The organism is Pseudomonas sp. DL (assembly GCF_047199225.1).
Lineage (GTDB): Bacteria > Pseudomonadota > Gammaproteobacteria > Pseudomonadales > Pseudomonadaceae > Pseudomonas > Pseudomonas aeruginosa.
In genome coordinates, this window is record NZ_CP178323.1 from 6,152,432 (window position 1) to 6,173,452 (window position 21,021).

The 21,021-nt window shown below is 66.4% G+C and carries 17 protein-coding genes; 6 read left to right on the plus strand and 11 right to left on the minus strand.

The genetic code is table 11. The features are described 5' to 3' along the window. Positions 1 to 48 precede the first annotated feature (48 nt). The 3 genes from rep to ACI766_RS28675 all read left to right on the plus strand — a co-directional run bounded on the left by rep (position 49) and on the right by ACI766_RS28675 (position 4,646). Entirely contained in the window at positions 49 to 2,058 is a 2,010-nt protein-coding gene (rep, locus tag ACI766_RS28665; protein ID WP_003110454.1) for a DNA helicase Rep, read from the plus strand. 133 nt (positions 2,059 to 2,191) lie between these two features. Further along, positions 2,192 to 3,910 (plus strand): thiamine pyrophosphate-dependent enzyme, encoded by a 1,719-nt coding sequence (locus tag ACI766_RS28670; protein ID WP_003098265.1) that lies wholly within the window; start codon positions 2,192 to 2,194, stop codon positions 3,908 to 3,910. A gap of 163 nt (positions 3,911 to 4,073) precedes the next feature. Next, on the plus strand, positions 4,074 to 4,646 hold the full coding sequence (locus ACI766_RS28675; protein WP_003096508.1) for a xanthine phosphoribosyltransferase: 573 nt from the start codon (positions 4,074 to 4,076) through the stop codon (positions 4,644 to 4,646). A gap of 7 nt (positions 4,647 to 4,653) precedes the next feature. Here the strand turns inward: ACI766_RS28675 and ACI766_RS28680 are convergent, their stop codons facing one another. The 9 genes from ACI766_RS28680 to ACI766_RS28720 form a co-directional block, all read right to left on the minus strand. Then, positions 4,654 to 6,513, minus strand: coding sequence for an acetyl-CoA hydrolase/transferase C-terminal domain-containing protein (locus tag ACI766_RS28680; RefSeq protein WP_003123719.1), 1,860 nt, complete (start codon positions 6,511 to 6,513; stop codon positions 4,654 to 4,656). A gap of 209 nt (positions 6,514 to 6,722) precedes the next feature. Beyond that, positions 6,723 to 7,151 carry a c-type cytochrome gene (locus tag ACI766_RS28685; RefSeq protein WP_003096511.1) on the minus strand — a complete coding sequence of 143 codons (429 nt, stop codon included), beginning with the start codon at positions 7,149 to 7,151 and terminating at the stop codon, positions 6,723 to 6,725. Between the two features lie 203 nt (positions 7,152 to 7,354). Next, positions 7,355 to 7,903, minus strand: coding sequence for a cupin domain-containing protein (locus tag ACI766_RS28690; RefSeq protein ID WP_003096513.1), 549 nt, complete (start codon positions 7,901 to 7,903; stop codon positions 7,355 to 7,357). Positions 7,904 to 8,053: 150 nt separating this feature from the next. Continuing rightward, the gene (gene alr / locus ACI766_RS28695; protein WP_003096515.1) at positions 8,054 to 9,127 is read right to left on the minus strand and encodes an alanine racemase; all 1,074 of its coding nucleotides are present in this window, start codon (positions 9,125 to 9,127) and stop codon (positions 8,054 to 8,056) included. A 90-nt stretch (positions 9,128 to 9,217) separates the two neighbouring features. Next, positions 9,218 to 9,571: a RidA family protein gene (locus ACI766_RS28700; protein ID WP_003098273.1), complete on the minus strand. Its 354-nt coding sequence runs from the start codon at positions 9,569 to 9,571 to the stop codon at positions 9,218 to 9,220. Further along, entirely contained in the window at positions 9,546 to 10,844 is a 1,299-nt protein-coding gene (dadA, locus tag ACI766_RS28705) for a D-amino acid dehydrogenase (protein WP_003098274.1), read from the minus strand. Before dadA ends, ACI766_RS28700 begins: the two co-directional genes overlap by 26 nt. Positions 10,845 to 11,200: 356 nt before the next feature. Then, positions 11,201 to 11,545 (minus strand): YdbL family protein, encoded by a 345-nt coding sequence (locus ACI766_RS28710; RefSeq protein ID WP_003098276.1) that lies wholly within the window; start codon positions 11,543 to 11,545, stop codon positions 11,201 to 11,203. A gap of 12 nt (positions 11,546 to 11,557) precedes the next feature. After that, the gene (locus tag ACI766_RS28715; RefSeq protein ID WP_003096523.1) at positions 11,558 to 11,749 is read right to left on the minus strand and encodes a YnbE family lipoprotein; all 192 of its coding nucleotides are present in this window, start codon (positions 11,747 to 11,749) and stop codon (positions 11,558 to 11,560) included. 20 nt (positions 11,750 to 11,769) lie between these two features. Next, positions 11,770 to 14,337, minus strand: coding sequence for a YdbH domain-containing protein (locus ACI766_RS28720; protein WP_004347293.1), 2,568 nt, complete (start codon positions 14,335 to 14,337; stop codon positions 11,770 to 11,772). Between the two features lie 153 nt (positions 14,338 to 14,490). Here ACI766_RS28720 and dadR point away from each other — a divergent pair, with 153 nt between their 5' ends. From dadR to ACI766_RS28735, 3 genes are all read left to right on the plus strand, one after another. After that, the gene (dadR, locus tag ACI766_RS28725; protein ID WP_003096535.1) at positions 14,491 to 14,979 is read left to right on the plus strand and encodes a transcriptional regulator DadR; all 489 of its coding nucleotides are present in this window, start codon (positions 14,491 to 14,493) and stop codon (positions 14,977 to 14,979) included. 177 nt (positions 14,980 to 15,156) lie between these two features. After that, positions 15,157 to 16,476, plus strand: a complete 1,320-nt coding sequence (locus ACI766_RS28730; protein ID WP_003098280.1) for an NAD(P)/FAD-dependent oxidoreductase — start codon at positions 15,157 to 15,159, stop codon at positions 16,474 to 16,476. 85 nt (positions 16,477 to 16,561) lie between these two features. Then, positions 16,562 to 18,151: a phospholipase D family protein gene (locus tag ACI766_RS28735; protein WP_087823683.1), complete on the plus strand. Its 1,590-nt coding sequence runs from the start codon at positions 16,562 to 16,564 to the stop codon at positions 18,149 to 18,151. 3 nt (positions 18,152 to 18,154) lie between these two features. Here ACI766_RS28735 and ACI766_RS28740 read toward each other — a convergent pair whose 3' ends face one another. Both ACI766_RS28740 and ACI766_RS28745 read right to left on the minus strand, forming a co-directional pair. Then, on the minus strand, positions 18,155 to 19,318 hold the full coding sequence (locus ACI766_RS28740; RefSeq protein ID WP_003146620.1) for an MFS transporter: 1,164 nt from the start codon (positions 19,316 to 19,318) through the stop codon (positions 18,155 to 18,157). 146 nt (positions 19,319 to 19,464) lie between these two features. After that, entirely contained in the window at positions 19,465 to 20,958 is a 1,494-nt protein-coding gene (locus tag ACI766_RS28745; protein WP_003098285.1) for an aldehyde dehydrogenase, read from the minus strand. Positions 20,959 to 21,021: the final 63 nt, after the last annotated feature.

Sequence of the window (21,021 nt, forward strand, 5' to 3'; positions counted from 1 at the left end):
CCTGTTAGAATACGTCCCCGCTTCAACCCTCTCTTCCGGCCTGTTCCTATGTCCCGACTCAATCCCCGGCAGCAAGAAGCCGTGAACTACGTCGGCGGTCCCCTGCTGGTCCTGGCTGGCGCCGGCTCCGGCAAGACCAGCGTGATCACCCGCAAGATCGCCTATCTCGTCCAGCAGTGCGGTATCCGCGCCCAGTACATCGTCGCCGTGACCTTCACCAACAAGGCCGCGCGGGAGATGAAGGAGCGCGTCGGCACCCTGCTGCGCGGCGGCGAGGGCAAGGGCCTGACCGTCTCGACCTTCCACAACCTCGGCCTGAACATCATCCGCAAGGAACACGAACGGCTCGGCTACAAGCCCGGTTTCTCGATCTTCGACGAGTCGGACATCAAGGCGCTGCTGACCGACATCATGCAGAAGGAGTATTCCGGGGACGACGGCGTCGACGAGATCAAGAACTACATCGGCGCCTGGAAGAACGACCTGATCCTTCCGGAGGAGGCGCTGGAAAAGGCCCGCAACCCCAAGGAGCAGACCGCCGCGATCGTCTACCTGCATTACCAGCGCACCCTGCGCGCCTACAACGCGGTGGACTTCGACGACCTGATCCTGCAACCGGTGAAGCTGTTCCAGGAACATCCGGACGTCCTCCAGAAGTGGCAGAACAAGGTGCGCTACATGCTGGTGGACGAGTACCAGGACACCAACGCCAGCCAGTACCTGCTGGTCAAGCTGCTGGTGAAGGACCGCGCCCAGTTCACCGTGGTCGGCGACGACGATCAGTCGATCTACGCCTGGCGCGGCGCGCGTCCGGAAAACCTGATGCAGCTGAAGGAAGACTTCCCTTCGCTGAAGGTGGTGATGCTGGAGCAGAACTACCGCTCCACCAGCCGCATCCTCAAGTGCGCGAACGTCCTCATCGCCAACAACCCGCACGTATTCGAGAAGCAGTTGTGGAGCGAGATGGGCCACGGCGATCCGATCCGGGTGATCCGCTGCCGCAACGAGGACGCCGAGGCCGAGCGCATCGCCATGGAGATCCTCACCCTGCACCTGCGCACCGAGCGGCCGTACAGCGAGTTCGCCATCCTCTACCGTGGCAACCACCAGGCCAAGCTGATGGAGCTGAAGCTCCAGCACCACCAGATTCCCTATCGGCTCTCTGGCGGCACCAGCTTCTTCGGGCGCCAGGAAGTGAAGGACCTGATGTCCTACTTCCGCCTGCTGGTGAACCCCGACGACGACAACGCCTTCCTCAGGGTGATCAACGTGCCGCGTCGGGAAATCGGTTCGGCGACCCTGGAGAAGCTCGGCAACTACGCCACCCAGCGCAAGATCTCGATGTACGCCGCCTGCGACGAGATGGGCCTGGCCGAGCACCTCGACAGCCGTTTCCACGAACGCCTGCAACGCTTCAAGCGCTGGATGGACGGTATCCGCCGACAGTGCGCGGAGAACGAGCCGATCGCCGTGCTGCGCAGCATGGTGATGGACATCGACTACGAGAACTGGCTGCGGCAGAACGCCTCCAGCGACAAGGTCGCCGAATTCCGCATGAGCAACGTCTGGTTCCTCATCGAGGCACTGAAGAACACCCTCGAGCGCGACGAGGAAGGCGACATGACCATCGAGCAGGCCATCGCCAAGCTGGTCCTGCGCGACATGCTGGAGCGCCAGCAGGAAGAAGAGGAAGGCGCCGAAGGCGTGCAGATGATGACCCTGCACGCGTCGAAGGGGCTGGAGTTCCCCTACGTGTTCATCATGGGCATGGAGGAAGAGATCCTGCCCCACCGTTCCAGCATCGAGGCCGACACGGTGGAAGAGGAGCGCCGCCTGGCCTACGTCGGCATCACCCGCGCGCGGCAGAACCTGGCGATGACCTTCGCCGCCAAGCGCAAGCAATACGGCGAGATCATCGACTGCTCGCCGAGCCGCTTCCTCGACGAACTGCCCCCCGAAGACCTCGAATGGGAAGGCATGGAAGACGCCCCGCAAGAGGTCAAGGCGGCCAAGGGCAACGCCGCCCTCGCCGACATCCGCGCCATGCTCAAGCGCTGAGCCCGCCGCGCCTCGACTGTCTCGATTTTCACAAAAGTGTCTTGCCCGATGCCTAGCCTCGGGCGAGGAACTTTTGCCGCTCCACGCGCGACCAAAATTAGCTAGCTAACGAATTCCATTCGAGGACAGCTTCATGTCGAGCAAGAAAGTCGCCGAGATCGTCGTGGAAACCCTGGAAGCCGCCGGCGTCCGCCATTGCTATGGCATCGTCGGCGACACCCTCAACCATGTCACCGACGCCATCCATCGCAGCCAGATCCAGTGGGTCCACGTGCGCCACGAAGAAGCGGCGGCCTTCGCCGCGGGCGCCGAGTCCTACATCAGCGGACGCCTGACCGCCTGCGCCGGCTCCTGCGGACCGGGCAGCCTGCACTTCATCAACGGCGTCTACGAGGCCCAGCGCAACCGCGCGCCGATGGTCCTGATCGCCAGCCAGATCGTCACCCCGCAACTGGGCATGGAGTTTCCCCAGGAGGTCGACTTCAAGGCGGTCTACGCCAGCTGCTCGGTGTTCTGCGAGCAGGTGCACAGCCCGGAACAGGCGCGCCGGGTGGTGGCCCTGGCCTGCCAGGCGGCGCTCAACCGGCGCGGCGTGGCGGTGGTGATCCTGCCGGCCGACATCAGCCAGGCCACGGTGAAGGACGACCTGCCGTTCTCGGTGCATTTCCCGCAACCGGTGCTGCGCCCCAGCGACGCCGAACTGCAGGACGTCGCCCGCCTGCTGGCCCACGGCAAGAAGATCGGCATCTACGCCGGCTCCGGCTGCCAGGGCGCCCACGACCTGCTGGTGGCCCTCGCCGACCGCCTCAAGGCGCCCATCGCGCACACGTCGCGGGCCAAGGACTTCGTCGAGTACGACAACCCCTTCAACATGGGCATGACCGGTATGCTCGGGATCGAGTCCGGCTTCCACATGATGACCGAGTGCGACACCCTCCTGCTGCTCGGCGCCGACTTCGCCTGGGCGCAGTTCTATCCGCAGAAGGCCACCCTGATCCAGGTCGACCGCGATGGCAGTCACCTGGGCCGCCGCCACCCCATCGATCTCGGCGTGGTCGGCGACGTGATCCCCACCCTCGAGGCGCTCTTGCCGTTGCTCGAAGCCCGCGAGGAGCGCAGCTTCCTCGACGAATGCCTGGAGCACCGCGAGCGCTCGCTGCGGACGCTGGAAAAAGAAGAGCAAGCCGGCAAGGGCGAGCTGATCCATCCGCAGCACCTGGTCAGCCTGCTCGACCAGCACGCCAGCGAGGACGCCCTGTTCACCGCCGACGGCGGCTCGGCGATGGTCTGGCTGTTGCGTCACATCCACAGCAACGGCAAGCGCCGCACCCTCACCAGCCTGGTCCACGGCACCATGGCCAACGCCATGCCCCAGGCGCTGGGGCTGAAGAAGGCCTACCCCGAGCGCCAGGTGATCTCGATCTCCGGCGACGGCGGCCTGGCCATGCTGCTCGGCGACCTGCTGACGGCCATCCAGGAAAAACTGCCGATCAAGGTAGTGGTGCTGAACAATGCCTCGCTGAACTTCGTCGAGCTGGAACAGAAGGTCGAGGGCCTGCTGGACAACTACACCGACCTGCTCAACCCGGACTTCGCCCGTCTCGCCGAAGTGATCGGCTTCCACGGACGCAAGGTGACGCGCTCCGAGGAGCTCGAGGCGGCGGTGCAGGAGTTCCTCGCCCAGCCCGGTCCGGCGCTGCTGGACGTGCATACCAACCCTGCGGAGCTGGTGATGCCGCCGAAGATCGAGTTCGGCCAGGTCGCCGACACCGCGCTCTACGCCGCCAAGGCCGTGCTCAGCGGGCGCTTCAAGGACGTCGAGACGCTACTGGTGAACAACCTGCTGAAATGAGCCGGCAGCGGCGCGGCCCGCCTGCCACGGGGCCGCGCCGGGCAGGCGCGGATTCCTGACCGCTCGATCATGTTCGCTCGTCCGAGAGAACGTCGCGCGCGGCGCCGGCTGGCGGTACAATGCCGCGCTTCATCAGCGACAGCCGCTTCGCAGGAAGCCACCCGTGGACATTCTCAAAGACAAAATCCGCTCGGAAGGCATCGTCCTTTCCGAGCACGTACTCAAGGTCGACGCCTTTCTCAACCACCAGATCGACCCGCAGCTGATGCAGCAGGTCGGTCACGCGTTCGCCATGCGCTTCCGCGACCAAGGCATCACCAAGATCGTCACCATCGAGGCTTCCGGCATCGCCCCGGCGGTCATGGCCGGCCTGGAGCTGGGCGTCCCGGTGATCTTCGCCCGCAAGTACCAGTCGCTGACCCTGAAGGACAACCTGTACATCTCCAAGGTGTTCTCCTTCACCAAGCAGACCGAGAGCACCATCGCCATCTCGGCCAAGCACCTGAACGCCCACGACCACGTGCTGGTGATCGACGACTTCCTCGCCAACGGCCATGCCGCCAAGGCGCTGATCGACCTGATCGGCCAGGCCGGCGCGAGCATCGCCGGGCTCGGCATCGTCATCGAGAAATCCTTCCAGGATGGCCGCGCCCTGCTGGAAAGCGAAGGCTACCGGGTCGAGTCCCTGGCCCGGGTGAAATCGCTGGCCGGCGGTCAGGTCGAGTTCCTCGACTGAGCGCCACTCAGCCCCGCTCTTCCTGGCTGGCTCGCAGGCCGGCCAGCAGCAAGCGCTGGTAGAGTTCCTCGCGAAGCCCCTGCGGATCGTCCAGGTCCATGCGCCGCAGATGCGCCGGGTAGGCTTCTGGCTCCGGCGCATCCAGGGTCGCCTTGCCCAGTTCGAGGATCTCGCTCAGCTTCAGCTTGCGCTTGAGCCAACCCAGCGCCCGCAGCAGGTCCTGCTCGACCTCGTCGAAATCGCTGCCCAGGGGAAACTCCGGCAGCGCCGCTGCGTGGGCCTGGTGCAAGGCCTGCAGGCGCTCCGGGGTATTGTTGCGATAGCGTTCGGGCAGGACGAAATCCTTCGGCAGCTTGCCGGCCGACTGGGCCTGCTCGGCCAGCGCCTGCTGGAAGCGCGAGTCGGCGATGGCCAGCAGCGCGGCGATCACTTCCGCGTCATTCTTGCCGCGCAGGTCGGCGATCCCGTACTCGGTCACCACCATGTCACGCAAGTGCCGGGGAATGGTGGTGTGGGCGTACTGCCAGACGATGTTCGAACTGACTTCCCCGCCGGATTCGCGCCAGCTACGCAGCATCAGGATCGAACGTGCGCCCTCCAGCTCGTGGGCCTGGGCGACGAAGTTGTACTGCCCGCCGACGCCACTGAGCACCCGGCCGTCCTCCAGCTGGTCGGCGACCCCGGCGCCGAGCAGGGTCACGGTGAAGGCGCTGTTGATGAAGCGCGCGTCGCGCCGCTGCAGGCGCTTCAGCTCTTCCTGGCGGTACAGGTTGTTGACGAAGCCGATGCCGGTCATGCCGATCCCGGCGCGCTCTTCCAGCGACATCTCGCGCAGGCGCCGGTAGAACGCCAACGGACCGAGGAAAAAGCCGCCGTGCAGCCACACCCCGCCCTCCACCGGCGCCTCGCCGCGCTCGGCGGCACGCTGCCGCGCTTCGTCGGGGTAGACCCGGCGGCTCAGCACGCCGGCCTCGGCCAGCGCCAGCAGACCCGGCACGAACATCTCGCTGCAACCGTAAAGCCCCCGGCGGAACGGCTCCAGGCCACCGTCGCGCTCGATCGTCTCGGCCCAGCGCGCACGCACACCCAGCTCGTCGATCAACGCCCGGTAGGTGGCGTTGTCGCGCTGGCGCAGCAGCAGGGCGGCGGTCAGCGCGTCGCCCATCGAGCCGATGCCGATCTGCAGGGTGCCGCCGTCGCGCACCAGCGCGCTGGCGTGGAGACCGATACAGTGATCCTGCAGGTTGACCGGCATGTTCGGCGTGGAGAACAGCCGGCTGCTTTCCGCCGGCGCGTCGATCAGCAGGTCGAATACCGACTCCTCGACCTCGGCGTCGCCCGGCAGGTAGGGCAGGTCATCGTGGACCACGCCGATGGCGACGATGGTCTCGCCAGCGGCGCGACGCTTCTCCAGCATCGGCAGGAGGTCCAGGGTGATATCCGGGTTGCAGGCCAGGCTCAGCTTGCCCGGCCGCTCGGGATGCCGCGCCACCAGCTGGGCCACCGCGTTGACGCCCTTGGCATTGATGTCGCGGGCGACGTGGCTGTAGTTGCAACTGATGTAGTGCTGCTGCGCCGGCGCGCTGTCCAGCAGGCTGCCGGGCTGCAGGTAGAACTCCTCGACGCGGATGTTCGCCGGCAGTTCGTCGCGGCGCAGGGCGTGCAGGTAATCCAGCTCCGGGTAGTCGGCGAAGACCCGTTCGGCGAAAGGCTCGAGGAAACGCCGTTGCAGGTCGCCGCCAGCGGCGGGACGCCCCAGGGAAAGCGCGGTATACAGCGTCAGTTGGCGCTCCGGCAGGGTCCGCAGGCGCTGGTACAACGCATTGACCAGTCGGTTGGGCTTGCCCAGCCCGAGGGGCAGGCCCATGCGAATCGGGCCCTCGATGGTCTGCAGCAAGTGATCGACTGCGGCGTCGATGGAACAGGTTCGGCTCAAGACGATGCCCTCCGGCGAATGGGTAGCCGGAAGTTTGGACCCTGTTTGCCGGCGGGACGATCCGCCAGCGGGAAAAACCCGCACCGCGGATACGAAAAAGCCGCCAGGAGGCGGCTTTTCGCGACACTGTCCCGGCGTTGTTACAGACCGGACATATGCTTGATCGCGGCTTTCAGCTCGTCGTCCGAGCAATCGGCGCAGGTGCCTTTCGGCGGCATGGCGTTGATACCGGAAATCGCCTTGGCCAGCAGGCCATCGAGGCCGCCCTGCTCCTTGGCGCGCTTGCCCCACTCGGCCTTGTCGCCAACCTTCGGCGCGCCCAGCAGGCCGGTGCCGTGGCAGGTGTTGCAGGTCTTGCCGACGATGTCTTCGCCGGAACGCGCACCGCCGCCACCGGCGGCTGCCGCGACGGCGCCGACGCCTTCGCATTCCTTGCCTTGTACGCAGACCTTGCCTACCGGCTCGAGGCGCTTGGCGATCGCATCGTCAGTGGTCGTAGCCTGAGCGCTTACAGCCCACAGGGCCAACACGGCAGCTTGGGCCGCCAGCATTTTTTTAATCAGGTTCACCCTTACACCCTCATCGTGGCTTATCACACCCGGGCACGATACCGATCACTGCGGGCCGCGCGGGCGGGCGCAAGTATAACGGCAAAGAAAGCCCGGCAGAAACAATTGCACACCCTCGCAAAGCCTTGCGGCATTAGGTCGCAGCCCCGCATGCCCCTTGTCGGCCGGCGCCCTTCGGGCCCGGCGGGGTCTTGTGCTTCAGGTCAGAAATTTGCGGGCGTGGTGGCACTGATCAAGCGTGCCGGCACATCGTAGGGATTGCGAAAACGGTGCGGCTTGTTGCTCTCGAAATAGTAGCTGTCGCCGCGCTCGAGCACATAGGTCTCGCTGCCGACGGTCAGTTCCAGGCGCCCGTCGACCAGCACGCCGGCCTCCTCGCCTTCGTGGTTGAGCATTTCCTCGCCGGTGTCGGAGCCCGGCGGGTAGGTTTCGTCGAGGAAGGCGATCGCCCGGCTCGGGTGCGCCTTGCCCACCAGGCGCATGGACACCGCGCCGCTGGAAATGTCGATCAGTTCGTCTGCCTTGTAGACAACCTGGGTATGGCTGTCCTGCTCCAGGTCCAGGGAGAAGAACTCCACCAGGGACATGGGGATACCGCCCAGCACCTTCTTCAGCGAACTGATGGAAGGGCTCACGCTGTTTTTCTCGATCATCGAGATAGTGCTGTTGGTGACACCCGCCCGTTTGGCGAGTTCGCGCTGGGAAAGACCTTTGAGCTTTCGGATGGTTTGCAGACGAGCACCGACGTCCAAGGGTGGAGTCCTCCTTATTCTTCTGGCAGGCAAGGCAAAACGAGGCCGCACACGGCTGGCGACCCCAAGTCGGCCGTATCATGGCAACACTGTTCAGTATTTACAACAGATCGGTCGACATGCCTGCGCAAAGAATTCGGAAAGTTTTTCTCAAGCCCCGGAATAGACGCGCGGCACCCTTTTCAGGTTGCACAGCAGCTGGTAGGGAATGCTGCCGAACTGCGCCGCCAGGGCGCCGACCGGCACGTTCGGGCCCCATAGTTCGACCCGGCTGCCCAGCCCGGCCTGGGGATGGTCGGTAAGGTCGACGGTGAGCATGTCCATCGATACCCGGCCAACCAGGCGCCCCGGCTTGCCGTCGATGAACACCAGGGTGCCGTCGGCGGCGTGGCGCGGATAGCCATCGGCGTAGCCCATGGCGACCACGCCGATACGCTGGCTACGCTCGGTGCTGTAGCGCGCGCCGTAGCCGACCGGTTCGCCGGCCGGCAGGTCGCGGACGCTGATCACCTTCGATTCCAGGGTCATCACCGGGCGCAAGCGGTCGGCCAGCGGATGTGCGCGCTCGAACGGCGTGGCTCCGTAGAGCAGGATGCCCGGACGTACCCAATCGCTGGGCACCTTCGGCCAGCCGAGCACGGCTGGCGAATTGCGCAGGCTGATCTCGCCTTCCAGGCCCTGGCTAGCGGCCGCGAAGGCGGCGAGCTGTTCCTCGGTGCGCGGGCAATCCAGTTCGTCGGCGCGGGAGAAGTGACTCATCATCACGATCTTCGCCACCTTGCCGCTGGCCCGCAGGCGCTCGTGGGCGGCGCGGAAGTCCTCGGGGAAGAAGCCGACGCGGTGCATGCCCGAATCCATCTTCAGCCAGACGTTCAGCGGGCGGGCCAGGCTGGCGCGTTCGATCGCCTCCAATTGCCAGGCGCAATGCACCACGCACCAGAAGTCGTGGGCGACGATCAGCTCCAGCTCGGACGCCTCGAAGAAGCCCTCCAGCAGCAGGATCGGCTGGCGGATACCGGCCTCGCGCAGCTCCAGGCCCTCCTCGATGCAGGCCACGGCGAAGCCATCGGCCTCGGCCGCCAGCGCTTCGGCACAGCGCACCGCGCCGTGGCCGTATGCGTCCGCCTTGATCACCGCGAGCGCACGGGCGCCGGTGGCCTCGCGGGCCAGCCGATAGTTGTGACGAAGGGCTTGCAGGTCGATCAGGGCACGGGCGGGGCGCATGGCGACGGGTCTCTCTTCAGCGAGGTGCGGCATCGCGCACCTTTCATCAGGCGAAAAAAAGCCCGGCTCTCCGGCCGGGCCAGACAAAACTCAGGGCAGCGCAGCGACCACCGACATCTCTACCAGGATCTCCGGCTCGCAGAGCTTGGCTTCGACGGTGGCGCGCGCCGGCGCGACGCCGCGCGGCAGCCACTGGTCCCAGACGCGGTTCATGCCTTCGAAGTCGGCGTCGATGTCCTTCAGGTAGATGGTCACCGAGAGGATCCGAGTCTTGTCGGTGCCGGCCTCTTCCAGCAGACGCTCGATGGCCGCCAGGGTCTCGCGGGTCTGCTGCTCGACGCCCGCGGACATGTCCTCGCCCACCTGGCCCGCCAGGTAGACGGTGCCGTTGTGGACGACGATCTGGCTCATACGCTCGTTAGTGTGCTGGCGCTGGATGGGCATTCTTGGCGTTCTCCGGGGAATTGCTGTAGCGGGAAATATCCAGGCCTTCGGTACTGATCTGCGGGCGCTTCTTCGCCATCAGGTCGGCCAGGTAGCGACCCGACCCGCAGGCCATGGTCCAACCCAGGGTGCCGTGGCCGGTATTGAGGAACAGGTTGCGGTAGCGGGTGGCGCCGACGATCGGGGTGCCATCCGGGGTCGCCGGGCGCAGGCCGGTCCAGAAGGTCGCCTGGCTGATATCGCCGCCCTCGGGATAGAGGTCGGTGGTGATCATTTCCAGGGTCTCGCGGCGGCGCGGGTTCAGCGACAGGTCGAAGCCGGCGATTTCCGCCATGCCGCCGACGCGGATGCGCTGGTCGAAGCGGGTGATCGCCACCTTGTAGGTCTCGTCGAGGATGGTCGAGGTCGGCGCCATCTCCGGGTTGGTGATCGGCACGGTCAGCGAATAACCCTTCAGCGGATAGACCGGAGCCTTGATACCCAGCGGCTTGAGCAGTTGCGGCGAGTAGCTGCCCAGGGCCAGCACGTAGTGGTCGGCGGTGAGCAATTCGCCGTTGACCAGCACGCCGTTGATGCGGTCGCCGGCGAAGTCCAGGCGCTCGATGTTCTGGCCGAAGCGGAACTCCACGCCCAGGCCCTTGGCCATTTCCGCCAGGCGGGTGGTGAACAGCTGGCAGTCGCCGGTCTGGTCGTTGGGCAGGCGCAAGGCGCCGACCAGCTTGTCGGCGACCTTGGCCAAGGCCGGCTCTACGCGGGCGATGCCATCGCGGTCGAGAACCTCGTAGGGCACGCCGGAGCGCTCGAGCACGGCGATGTCCTTGCCGGCGGCGTCCAGCTGCGCCTGGGTGCGGAACAGTTGGGTGGTGCCGAGGGTGCGGCCCTCGTAGGCGATGCCGGTCTCGGCGCGCAGTTCGTCGAGGCAATCGCGGCTGTACTCGGACAGGCGGACCATGCGCTCCTTGTTCACGGCGTAGCGCTCGGCGGTGCAGTTGCGCAGCATCTGCAGCATCCAGGCGTACTGGCTGGGATCGGAGGTGAGCTTGATGGCCAGCGGCGCGTGCTTTTCCAGCAGCCACTTCATGGCCTTCAGGGGAATGCCCGGGGCTGCCCAGGGCGAAGCGTAGCCGGGAGACACCTGGCCGGCGTTGGCGAAGCTGGTTTCCAGCGCGGGACCGTCCTGACGGTCGACCACCACCACCTCGAACCCGGCACGGGCCAGGTAATACGCACTGGCGGTACCGATGACACCGCTGCCAAGGACCAGAACTCGCATTGTCGCCTCCCACGTCGCGGAGGAACCGCGGACGTTTGTTATTTTGAGCGTGTAGATGCGCGCAGTATAGGAAGAGGCAGGCAGAAATAATCACCAATTTTAGGCGGTTACTCAGGTAAAAAACCGGACAATTAGGGGTTTTACCGAGGCGCATCCACCATAAAACTGGAAAAATACCGCATATTTAAATGATCGAACTCAGGCCGGGAGTCGCTTTTTCGGGAAAGCCTGTCGCAGAAGCCATGGAAAACGGCAGGAGTCCCTGAAGGAACCGCTCGCGACAGGAAAAATTCCGCGGACACTGCCCGGCCCTTGCGACCGGAGCAGCGTCCCAGAGCGCTCGCGGAGCCTTCGCGCTATTTCTTCACCCACTTGCCGCCGACCTGGACGTACTGCCCGGCAGGGGTTCTCTCCATCGCCTTCTTGCCGGCCATGGCCTCCACGTCGGCCAGCGAAGCGCCGCTGCTGTTGGCCACCTTCTGGTATTCGGCACGCCGCGCGGCATTGATCTGCGCGGCGATGTCCGCCGCCTGGCCGCTGTTGCTGACCACGCCAAGGTAGCCGTCCGCCTGCTCGCCGACCAGGCCCTGGGCCTTGGCGCCGCCAAGGGCCGACATGGCCTGGCCGAGGTCCATCGCCATGGCGGAAAGGCTGATGCCGAGGGCCAGCAGGGCGATACCGAGTTTGCTACGGGTTGTCATGGATCCGCTCCTTTAGAACAGGCCGCTGTTCTCGTTGATGATGCCGTCCAGAGCCTTGTCGACCTTGATGTAGATCTCGTGCTCGATTTTCACGTTGAGATTGATGTTGATCGGCTCGCTGGGAGCCGCCAGCTGCACGGTGGGCGTGCAGGCCATCGTCAGGCTGCCCAGCAGCAGGACAGCGAATAGAGCGCAGAGGCGCATCGGGGGTTCTCCTGTATGGCTCATGGCGCCGAAGCCTTGCGTTTCTGCATGCGCTCCTGCACACGTTGGCGAATGGTTTCGCTGACCCGGTCGCTCAGTTGCAGGCTGGTCAGCAGTGCCGGGATATCCTCCTCCAGATTGACGTTGAGGTTGACCGGGCGCCCCTTCTCCAGGTCCGGGTTGCTGCCCTGCAAGCGCAGGCCGAGCAACAGCTTGCCGTTCTCATGATAATCGACGCTGCTTTGCAGGACGTCGTAGTGGAAATCGTCGAGGGCATCGGCGACCAGCTTCATCCCCGGGTTGCTGCGCCCCAGCGCCTCGATCTTCGCCGAGCGGAAGCGCAGGTAGCCGGGCTCGCGGGCCTTGACCTGGCCGCCGGAGACGCTGGGCTTCCAGCGGTTCAGCATCAGCGGCAGCTCGCCGTCCAGGGCGCCTTCGCCGGCCAGGCCCTCCGCCGGATAGACCCGGAAAATCTCGCCGAGTTGTATGCCCTGGATACGCAAGGCGAACTTCTGCTCAGCCTGACCCAGGCGGATGCTCCCCGCGGGGACCGAGGCCTGCCCGCCGAACAGGCCGCTCTGCAACGTCTGCCAGCTCAAACGGCCGCTGCCCGGCGCGGAAAGCGGGGCCTCATAGCGCCCGCGGAAACTCACCGGCCCCAGCGGCAGGCCGGGATTGGCCTCGGCCAGGCTCAGGCCGGGGCTGTCCAGGCTCAACTGACCGCCACGCAGGCGCAAGGCCAGGCTGCCGCCCAGCCCCTTCAGCTCGCTGCGGTCGTAGATACCGTCGAGGCCTTTCAGGGTCAGGTCCAGGTCGAGGGACGAGGCGCCCGCCGCATCGAGCTTCCAGCCGGCCGCGGCGGTCGCTCGCCCATTGCCCAGTTCGAGCAGCCCCGGCCAGTCGGCGAGGGTCGCGGCCAGCGGATTGCCGGTACGGAAGAACACCTCGGCCAGCCTGGCGGAGAGCGCCAGGGGCGTCTTCGCGTCGCGCTGCAGCTGGATGTCCGCCGCCAACCCCGCGCCGTTGCTCAGCCGTCCCTTCAGGCTGGTGCGCTCGAGGGTGGTGTCGAGCGGCCCCTCGAAGGTCCAGGCCAACGGTTTGAGGTTGGCCTGGCGGAGTTGTCCGACCTGCGCCTGCAGCGGCCCGGCGAAATGCAGCGCCAGCGGCTGGTAGGCCAGTTCGAGAGCGGCCCCGGCGAGGTCGAGGCGGGGCTGGCCAAGGTGCAGCGTCGACGGCTCGGCCAGGGACGCCGCCTGCAACCGCGCGCCCCTGCCGAAGGAGAGGTTGGCGCGCTGCCCGTCCAGCCGGCCCTCCAGGGGAATCTCCGCGACCAGTCGCTCGGCTTTCCAGCCCAGGTATTGCAGGCACGGCGCGTCCACCTGCAAGCGACCCTCCACCAGCCTGGCGGCCCACGGCGAGATGCCCAGCAGGTCGAGCCGCGTCTCCAGCTTCAGCGTACTCGCGCCCTCGCTGGTGAACGCCAGGCGCAACGCGGTGACGCTATCGGCATCGCGCTCCAGCGGCTCGCTGCGCAAGCCCAGCGCGCTCGGCCGCAACTCGGCCGGCAGCGCCTGCAACCACTCGCCGTGCAACTGGCTCAGGCGCAAGTCGCTGCGCAGCTGGCGTGGCAACCAGGCGCCCTCGTCTCCATCCAGTTGGACTTGCAGTTCGCCCTGTACATTACCCAGACCGGGCAGCGGCCAGGCTTGCGGAGCCTGCACCAGCAGCGCCGCCGAGCCACCGCCGTCGAGCACCCGGCGCGGCTCCAGCCAGTCGCTGCCAGGCGCCAGGCGGATCGTCCAGTCCGCTTGCAGACGCAGGGCTTGCGGTGCGTCGGGCAGGCGCTGCGCTTCCGGCAACCAGCGATTGAGCCAGACCACCAGGCCACGGGTGTCCGGCAGGCCGGGCGCCTCCAGGCGCCCCTGCCAGAGGCCGTCGCCATCGGACGGCGCGAGCTGGCTGTCCAGCGTCAGCAGCGCCTGCCGGTCGAGTTGCGCGCGCGTCCGCAGGCGCCAACCGGTAGGCTCCTCGAAGAGCTGGGCGTCGAGCTGGGCCTGCTGCGCCTCCTGTTGCAGGCGCAGTTGCGCAGCCAGCGGAAACAGCGCTCCCGACGGGCGGCCGATGTCCAGTCCGCCGTCCTGCTCGCAGCGGCCGGCGGGACAAGGCAGGTCGAGATGGAAGCGTTCGAGGTGGATCTGTTCCGGCAGCCAGGCGAGGGTCTCGCGCAGGGACGTCCAGTCCAGCGCAGCGGAGTCGTCGTCGGAACTCGCGGCAGCCGGTTGCCAGGCGAGCGCCACTTGCTCCACGCGCAGGCCGGGTAGACGCGGACGCCAACCCGACAGCCCGGGCCAGCGCAGCAGCGCGTGTTCCACGTCCAGTCGCAAGCTGGCGCCATCCGCGCCGCGCCGCTCCAGCGCCAGCCGTCGCAGCCCGATGCCTTCGGCGGACAGGCCCAGGCCTTGCCACTCCAGGCGCTCGACACCCTGCTCGCGCAACAGGCTGCGCCAGGCATGCCAGCCGTAGCCGAACGCCAGCAGCAACAGCACTGCAAATACCAGCAGCAACGTCGTCCTTCTGCGCAAACGCATGTCCTACCTCTGTCCGTTGCCGACCCGGCCAAGGGTGGCGGGGCCCTCGTGCAAGATCAAGGCGTTTTCCCTGGCCAGTGTTTTTCCCTGCTTTCGACGTTATATTGGCGGAAAATTTCCGGATTTTCCGAGCCAGACGGGGAGCCTCCATCCATGCGTACCCAGCATCAGAGCAAGCGCGAGCTGGACAAGATCGACCGCAACATCCTCCGCATCCTGCAGGAGGAAGGTCGCATTTCCTTCACCGAGCTGGGCGAACGCGTCGGCCTCTCGACCACACCCTGCACCGAACGCGTGCGCCGCCTGGAGCGCGAAGGCCTGATCATGGGCTATCACGCCCGGCTCAATCCGCAGCATCTGAAGGCCAGCCTGCTGGTGTTCGTCGAGATCAGCCTGGACTACAAGTCCGGCGATACCTTCGAAGAGTTTCGCCGGGCGGTGCTCAAGCTGCCCCATGTGCTGGAATGCCACCTGGTGTCCGGCCACTTCGACTACCTGGTGAAGGCTCGCATCTCGGAAATGGCGTCCTACCGCAAGCTGCTCGGCGACATCCTGCTGAAACTGCCGCACGTACGCGAGTCGAAGAGCTATATCGTCATGGAAGAGGTCAAGGAATCGCTCGACCTACCGGTTCCGGATTGACCCAAGGCACTTTCCGGGAGTCCGCCAGGACTCCCGGCATAGACGGGAAACACCGTCTTTTCTGTACACGATCCCCGCAACACCTCGCAGTTTTTTCCTTTTTCGCCCTTGGCGAGCGCCTCGACTGACGTTTATGCTCCGTCAAATTTTCCACACATAATAATCAGGATTTCACACATGAACGCCCGCGTTCACCAGCCGGTGCATACCGCCCAACACGCCCCCTCCTACTACGCCGCCACGCTCAACCGACGCATCGAGTGCCCTCCCCTGGCCGGCGAAGAACAGGCCGACGTGTGCGTCGTCGGCGGCGGCTTCTCGGGAGTGAACACGGCGTTGGAACTGGCCCAGCGCGGCTTCTCCGTGGTCCTGCTGGAAGCGCACCGGATCGGCTGGGGCGCCAGTGGACGCAATGGCGGCCAGTTGATCCGCGGCGTCGGCCATGACGTCGAGCAGTTCCTCCCGGTGATCGGCGCCGACGGCGTGAAGGCACTCAAGCTGATGGGCCTGGAGGCGGTGGAGATCGTCCGTCGCCGGGTCGAGCAGTACGCCATCGACTGCGATCTGCGCTGGGGCTACTGCGACCTGGCGAACAAGCCCGGCGACTACCAGGGCTTCCGCGAGGACATGGAGGAACTCCAGGCCCTCGGCTATCGCCACGAGATGCGCCTGGTGCCGGCCGCGGAGATGCGCAGCGTGGTCGGCTCCGATCGCTACGTCGGCGGCCTGGTGGACATGGGCTCTGGCCACCTGCACCCGCTCAACCTGGTCCTCGGCGAAGCCGCCGCTGCCCAGTCGCTGGGCGTCCGCCTGTTCGAGCGCTCGCCGGTGACGCGGATCGACTACGGCACGGAAGTCCAGGTGCATACCGCCACCGGCAAAGTGCGGGCGAAGACCCTGGTGCTGGGCTGCAACGCCTACATGAACGACCTCAACCCGCTGCTCGGCGGCAAGGTACTGCCGGCCGGCAGCTACGTGATCGCCACCGAACCGCTGGACGAGAAACTGGCCCGCCAACTGCTGCCGCAGAACATGGCGGTGTGCGACCAGCGCGTGGCCCTCGACTACTACCGGCTCTCCGCCGACAACCGCCTGCTGTTCGGTGGCGCCTGCCATTATTCCGGCCGCGACCCCAGCGACATCGCCGCCTACATGCGGCCGAAGATGCTGGAGGTATTCCCGCAACTGGCGAACGTCCGCATCGACTACCAATGGGGCGGCATGATCGGCATCGGCGCCAATCGCCTGCCACAGATCGGCCGCCTGCCGGGGCAGCCCAACGTGTACTTCGCCCAGGCCTATTCCGGACACGGGGTGAACGCCACGCACCTCGCCGGGCAGTTGCTCGCCGAAGCCATCGGCGGCCAGCAGAGCGACGGCTTCGACCTGTTCGCCAAGGTGCCGCACATCACCTTCCCCGGCGGCAAGCTGCTGCGCTCGCCACTGCTGGCGCTGGGCATGGCCTGGTACCGGCTGAAGGAAAAACTCGGTAGCTGAGCCCATCCGAGGCTCGGTGGATTCTGAAAAAATCAGGCGGGGCATCGCTCTTCCGAGGAAAACTCCTAGAATTCGCACGACCGGGATGAGCCGGTCGTTCGAGTTTCCACGGGAGATATCCTTGCTTCGCCGATTCCTCCTGCTGGCCCTCCTGGCCCTCTCCGGCTGCGCCAGCACTCCTCCGCCGCAACCGTCGTCGGCACTGCCCGCCGAGGGTACCTGGCTGGCCAGGCAGGCCGAAATCCAGGGACGCGACCACCCCGGCCAGTCCGGCTTCCACCTCCTGGGCGCCAGCGAGGATGCCTTCGTCGCCCGCGCGGCGCTGATTCGCGCAGCCCAGCGCAGCCTCGACATCCAGTACTACATCGTCCACGACGGACTGACCACGCGCGCCCTCGCCTACGAGTTGCTCAAGGCAGCCGACCGTGGCGTGCGGGTACGCATCCTCATCGACGACACCGCCAGCGATGGCTGGGACTACGAGATCGGTGTGCTCTCCGCCCATCCGAACATCCAGGTGCGCCTGTTCAACCCGTTGCACCTGGGCCGCGCCACCGGCATCACGCGAGGCGTCGGCCGCCTGTTCAACCTGTCCCAGCAACACCGGCGCATGCACAACAAGCTGTGGCTGGCCGACGGCACGGCGGCCATCGTAGGCGGACGCAACCTCGGCGACGAGTATTTCAACGCCAAGCCGGAGATGAACTTCACCGACCTCGACCTGCTCGGCGTCGGCCCCATCGCCAACCAGCTCTCGCACAGCTTCGACCAGTACTGGAACAGCGCCATCAGCCGGCCGATCGAGGATTTCCTCTGGCGCGCGCCCTATCCCGGCGAACTGGAGTCGGCCCGACGCAAGTTGCAGCGCTACCTGCGCAAGGAGTCGGTGAAGGAGTCCGGCTACATCCGCCACCTGTTCGACCGCGGCGACCAGCCACGCCTGGGCAACTGGCTGGAGAATCTCACCTGGGCCCGCGCCGAGGCGATCTGGGATGCGCCGCTGAAGGTATTGAGCCGCGGCGAGCCCGACCCGCACCTATTGCTCAGTCCGCACCTGGCGGGCCTGTTCAAGGGCGTGCAGAAGGAACTGATCCTGGTCTCGGCGTATTTCGTTCCGGCCAAGGACGGTCTCAACTACCTCACCGGCAAGGCCGACAGCGGCGTCCGCGTGCGCCTGCTGACCAACTCCCTGGAAGCCACCGACGTGCCCGCCGTGCATGCCGGCTACGCGCCCTATCGGATGGCGCTGCTTGAGCATGGCGTTAAGCTCTACGAGCTGCGCGCCAATCCCGACCAGCCGCTGAGCGGCGCGCCCTGGCGCCTGCACGGATCGAGCAGCGCCAGCCTGCACAGCAAGGCGATGGTCTTCGACCGGCGCAAGGTATTCATCGGTTCGTTCAACTTCGATCCGCGCTCGATCCTGTGGAACACCGAAGTCGGGGTCATCGTCGACAGTCCGCTGCTGGCCGAGCAGGTCCGCCAACTGGCGCTGGAGGGCATGGCGCCGAGCGTCAGCTACCTGGTGCGCATCGACCGCAGCGGTAGCCGGCCGAAGCTGGTCTGGATCGATGAGCGCGACGGCCGGCCCCAGGTCCTGCGCCACGAGCCGGGTAGCCTGTGGCGACGCCTGAACGCCTGGGTCGCGGGAATGATCGGACTGGAAAAGATGCTCTGAGGGTCACTCGGAGGCTTCCAGGCCGGTCGCCTCCTCGTCCGCCGGAATCGCCCCGCGCAGCCGCACCAGCACCACGAAGCCCGCCGCGCCGAGCGCCATCATCAACGGCAGGGCGTGACCGCTGATCCACTGGCTGGCGGCGCCGGTGGCCAGCGGGCCGAGCAGGCAGCCGATGCCCCATAGCTGCGCGACATGGGCATTGGCCCGGACCAGGGCATCGTCTCGGTAGCGCTCGCCGATCAGGATCAGCGCCAGGGTGAACAACCCGCCGGCGCTGGCCCCGAACAGCACCAGCAGCGGCCAGATCAACGGCGTCTGCAGCAGCAGGGGAATCGCCAGGCTGCTCAGCAGCAGCACCAGGCCGCAGCCGCCGAACAGGCCGCTGCGCGAGACCCGGTCGGCGAGCCAGCCGATCGGCAGCTGCAACAATGCATCGCCCACCACCACGGTACTGACCATGGCCAGCGCCACCGCTTGCGGAAAGCCCTGGCGCAACCCGTATACCGGCAGCAGGGTGAGGATCATCGCCTCGAAGGCAGCGAACAATACCACCGCCCAGGCGATCGCCGGCAGACCCCGGCAGAAGGCCCACAAACCGCGCCCGGAGGCACTGTGCGGATCGACCCTGGGCGCACCGCTGCGGCCCAGCAGCAGCAACGAGCCAGCAATCAGCAGGCAGACGCCGAACCAGAAGCCACGGTCGTCGGCGGTACCGATGAAGGTCAGCAGTACCGGCCCGGACAGTTGGCTGAGGGCGTAGCCGGTGCCGTACAGCGCGACCAGCCGGCCACGCCACTTCTCCACCGCCAACTGGTTGATCCAGCTTTCCCCGAGGATGAACACCACGGTGAGCTGCACGCCGATCAGCAGGCGCAGCAACAGCCATACCGGGTAGCTCTGCAGCAGCGCCAGCAGGCCGACGGAGGCTGCCCCGGTGAGCAGGCACAACTGCATCAGCCGCGGCGTGCCGACGCGCGCGGCGAGGCGCCCGGCGATCATCGCGCCGAGCAGCACGCCCACTGCCGGCGTGCTGGCCATCACGCCGATGGCGAAACTGCCGTAGCCCCAGCTCTCCAGGCGCAACGAGACCAGCGGCATGGTCAGGCCAAGGGCGAGGCCGATGCTGATGACTGCGGAACAGACGGCGAAATAGCTTCCCCAACGCATTGCGATTCTCCCGTTGGCACCCCGGAAGCCTTGCCGGGGCGAGCGGATATATCCGGCGCACGAAGCACAGCGGCCGGGCTTCCAGAAGGAAACCCGGCCGCGGGTGTGGCTCGAGAGAGCCGGCCCGGAAGGGCCGACCTAGGCGATCAGAGCTTGATCCAGGTCGCCTTCAGCTCGGTGTACTTGTCGAAGGCGTGCAGCGACTTGTCGCGACCGTTGCCCGACTGCTTGAAGCCGCCGAACGGAGCGGTCATGTCGCCGCCGTCGTACTGGTTGACCCAGACGCTGCCGGCGCGCAGGGCCTTGGCAGTCAGGTGCGCCTTGGACAGGTTGCTGGTCCAGACCGCCGCCGCCAGCCCATAGGGCGTGTCGTTGGCGATGCGCACGGCTTCCTCGGCATCCTCGAACTCGATCACCGAGAGCACCGGGCCGAAGATTTCCTCGCGGGCGATCTTCATCGCATTGGTCACGCCGTCGAAGATGGTCGGCTCGACGTAGGTGCCACCAGTTTCTTCCAGGGTCCGCTTGCCGCCGGCGACCAGCTTGGCGCCGTCGTTGTGACCGGCCTCGATGTAGGACAGCACGGTGTTCATCTGCTGGGTGTCCACCAGCGCGCCGACGTTGGTTTCCGGATCCAGCGGGTTGCCCGGTTTCCAGCCCTTGAGGGCCTCGATCACCAGGGGCAGGAACTTGTCCTTGATGGAGCGCTCCACCAGCAGGCGCGAACCGGCGGTGCAGACTTCGCCCTGGTTGAAGGCGATGGCGCCGGCAGCGGCTTCGGCGGCGGCCTTCAGGTCCGGGGCGTCGGCGAAGACGATGTTCGGGCTCTTGCCGCCGGCCTCCAGCCAGACGCGCTTCATGTTCGACTCGCCGGCATAGACCATCAGTTGCTTGGCGATCTTGGTCGAACCGGTGAACACCAGGGTGTCGACATCCATGTGCAATGCCAGCGCCTTGCCTACCGTGTGGCCATAGCCCGGCAGCACGTTGAACACGCCTTTCGGAATGCCGGCCTCGACGGCCAGCTGGGCGATGCGGATGGCGGTCAGCGGCGACTTCTCGGAGGGCTTGAGGATCACCGAGTTGCCGGTGGCCAGGGCCGGACCGAGTTTCCAGCAGGACATCAGCAGCGGGAAGTTCCACGGCACGATGGCGGCGACCACGCCGACCGGCTCGCGGGTCACCAGGCCCAGCTCGGCATGGGGAGTGGCGGCGACTTCGTCATAGATCTTGTCGATCGCCTCGGCGCTCCAGCGCAGGCTGTTGGCGGCGCTGGCGACGTCGATGTGCAGCGAGTCGCTGATCGGCTTGCCCATGTCCAGGGTTTCCAGCAGGGCCAGCTCCTCGGCGTTCTCCAGCAGCAGATCGGCGAAGCGGATCATCGTCTGCTTGCGCTTGGCCGGCGCCAGGCGCGACCAGGCGCCGGAATCGAAGGCATTGCGGGCGACCTTGACCGCCTGCTCGGCATCGGCCAGGTCGCAACTGGCGACCTTGGCCAGGAAGCGGCCATCCACCGGGCTCAGGCAATCGAAGGTCTCGCCGGAGGCGGCGTTGCTGTATTCGCCGTTGACGAAGGCACGGCCTTCGATCTTCAGGTCTTTGGCGCGGGCTTCCCAGTCGGCGCGGGTCAGGGTGGTCATGACAACGTGTCCTCTTATTGGTGTTCTGGGCGCCTGGGAGACAGGCGCGCTGTCAGATTCTGC

Excerpts from the sequence above, each read along its gene's own strand:
- rep (WP_003110454.1), top strand. The coding sequence starts at position 49 with ATGTCCCGACTCAATCCCCGGCAGCAAGAAGCCGTGAACTACGTCGGC.
- ACI766_RS28670 (WP_003098265.1), top strand. The coding sequence starts at position 2,192 with ATGTCGAGCAAGAAAGTCGCCGAGATCGTCGTGGAAACCCTGGAAGCC.
- ACI766_RS28680 (WP_003123719.1), bottom strand. The coding sequence starts at position 6,513 with ATGGGCCTGCCCCTCGGGCTGGGCAAGCCCAACCGACTGGTCAATGCG.
- alr (WP_003096515.1), bottom strand. The coding sequence starts at position 9,127 with ATGCGCCCCGCCCGTGCCCTGATCGACCTGCAAGCCCTTCGTCACAAC.
- ACI766_RS28700 (WP_003098273.1), bottom strand. The coding sequence starts at position 9,571 with ATGCCCATCCAGCGCCAGCACACTAACGAGCGTATGAGCCAGATCGTC.
- dadA (WP_003098274.1), bottom strand. The coding sequence starts at position 10,844 with ATGCGAGTTCTGGTCCTTGGCAGCGGTGTCATCGGTACCGCCAGTGCG.
- ACI766_RS28710 (WP_003098276.1), bottom strand. The coding sequence starts at position 11,545 with ATGACAACCCGTAGCAAACTCGGTATCGCCCTGCTGGCCCTCGGCATC.
- ACI766_RS28715 (WP_003096523.1), bottom strand. The coding sequence starts at position 11,749 with ATGCGCCTCTGCGCTCTATTCGCTGTCCTGCTGCTGGGCAGCCTGACG.
- ACI766_RS28720 (WP_004347293.1), bottom strand. The coding sequence starts at position 14,337 with ATGCGTTTGCGCAGAAGGACGACGTTGCTGCTGGTATTTGCAGTGCTG.
- dadR (WP_003096535.1), top strand. The coding sequence starts at position 14,491 with ATGCGTACCCAGCATCAGAGCAAGCGCGAGCTGGACAAGATCGACCGC.
- ACI766_RS28730 (WP_003098280.1), top strand. The coding sequence starts at position 15,157 with ATGAACGCCCGCGTTCACCAGCCGGTGCATACCGCCCAACACGCCCCC.
- ACI766_RS28735 (WP_087823683.1), top strand. The coding sequence starts at position 16,562 with ATGAGCCGGTCGTTCGAGTTTCCACGGGAGATATCCTTGCTTCGCCGA.
- ACI766_RS28740 (WP_003146620.1), bottom strand. The coding sequence starts at position 19,318 with ATGCGTTGGGGAAGCTATTTCGCCGTCTGTTCCGCAGTCATCAGCATC.
- ACI766_RS28745 (WP_003098285.1), bottom strand. The coding sequence starts at position 20,958 with ATGACCACCCTGACCCGCGCCGACTGGGAAGCCCGCGCCAAAGACCTG.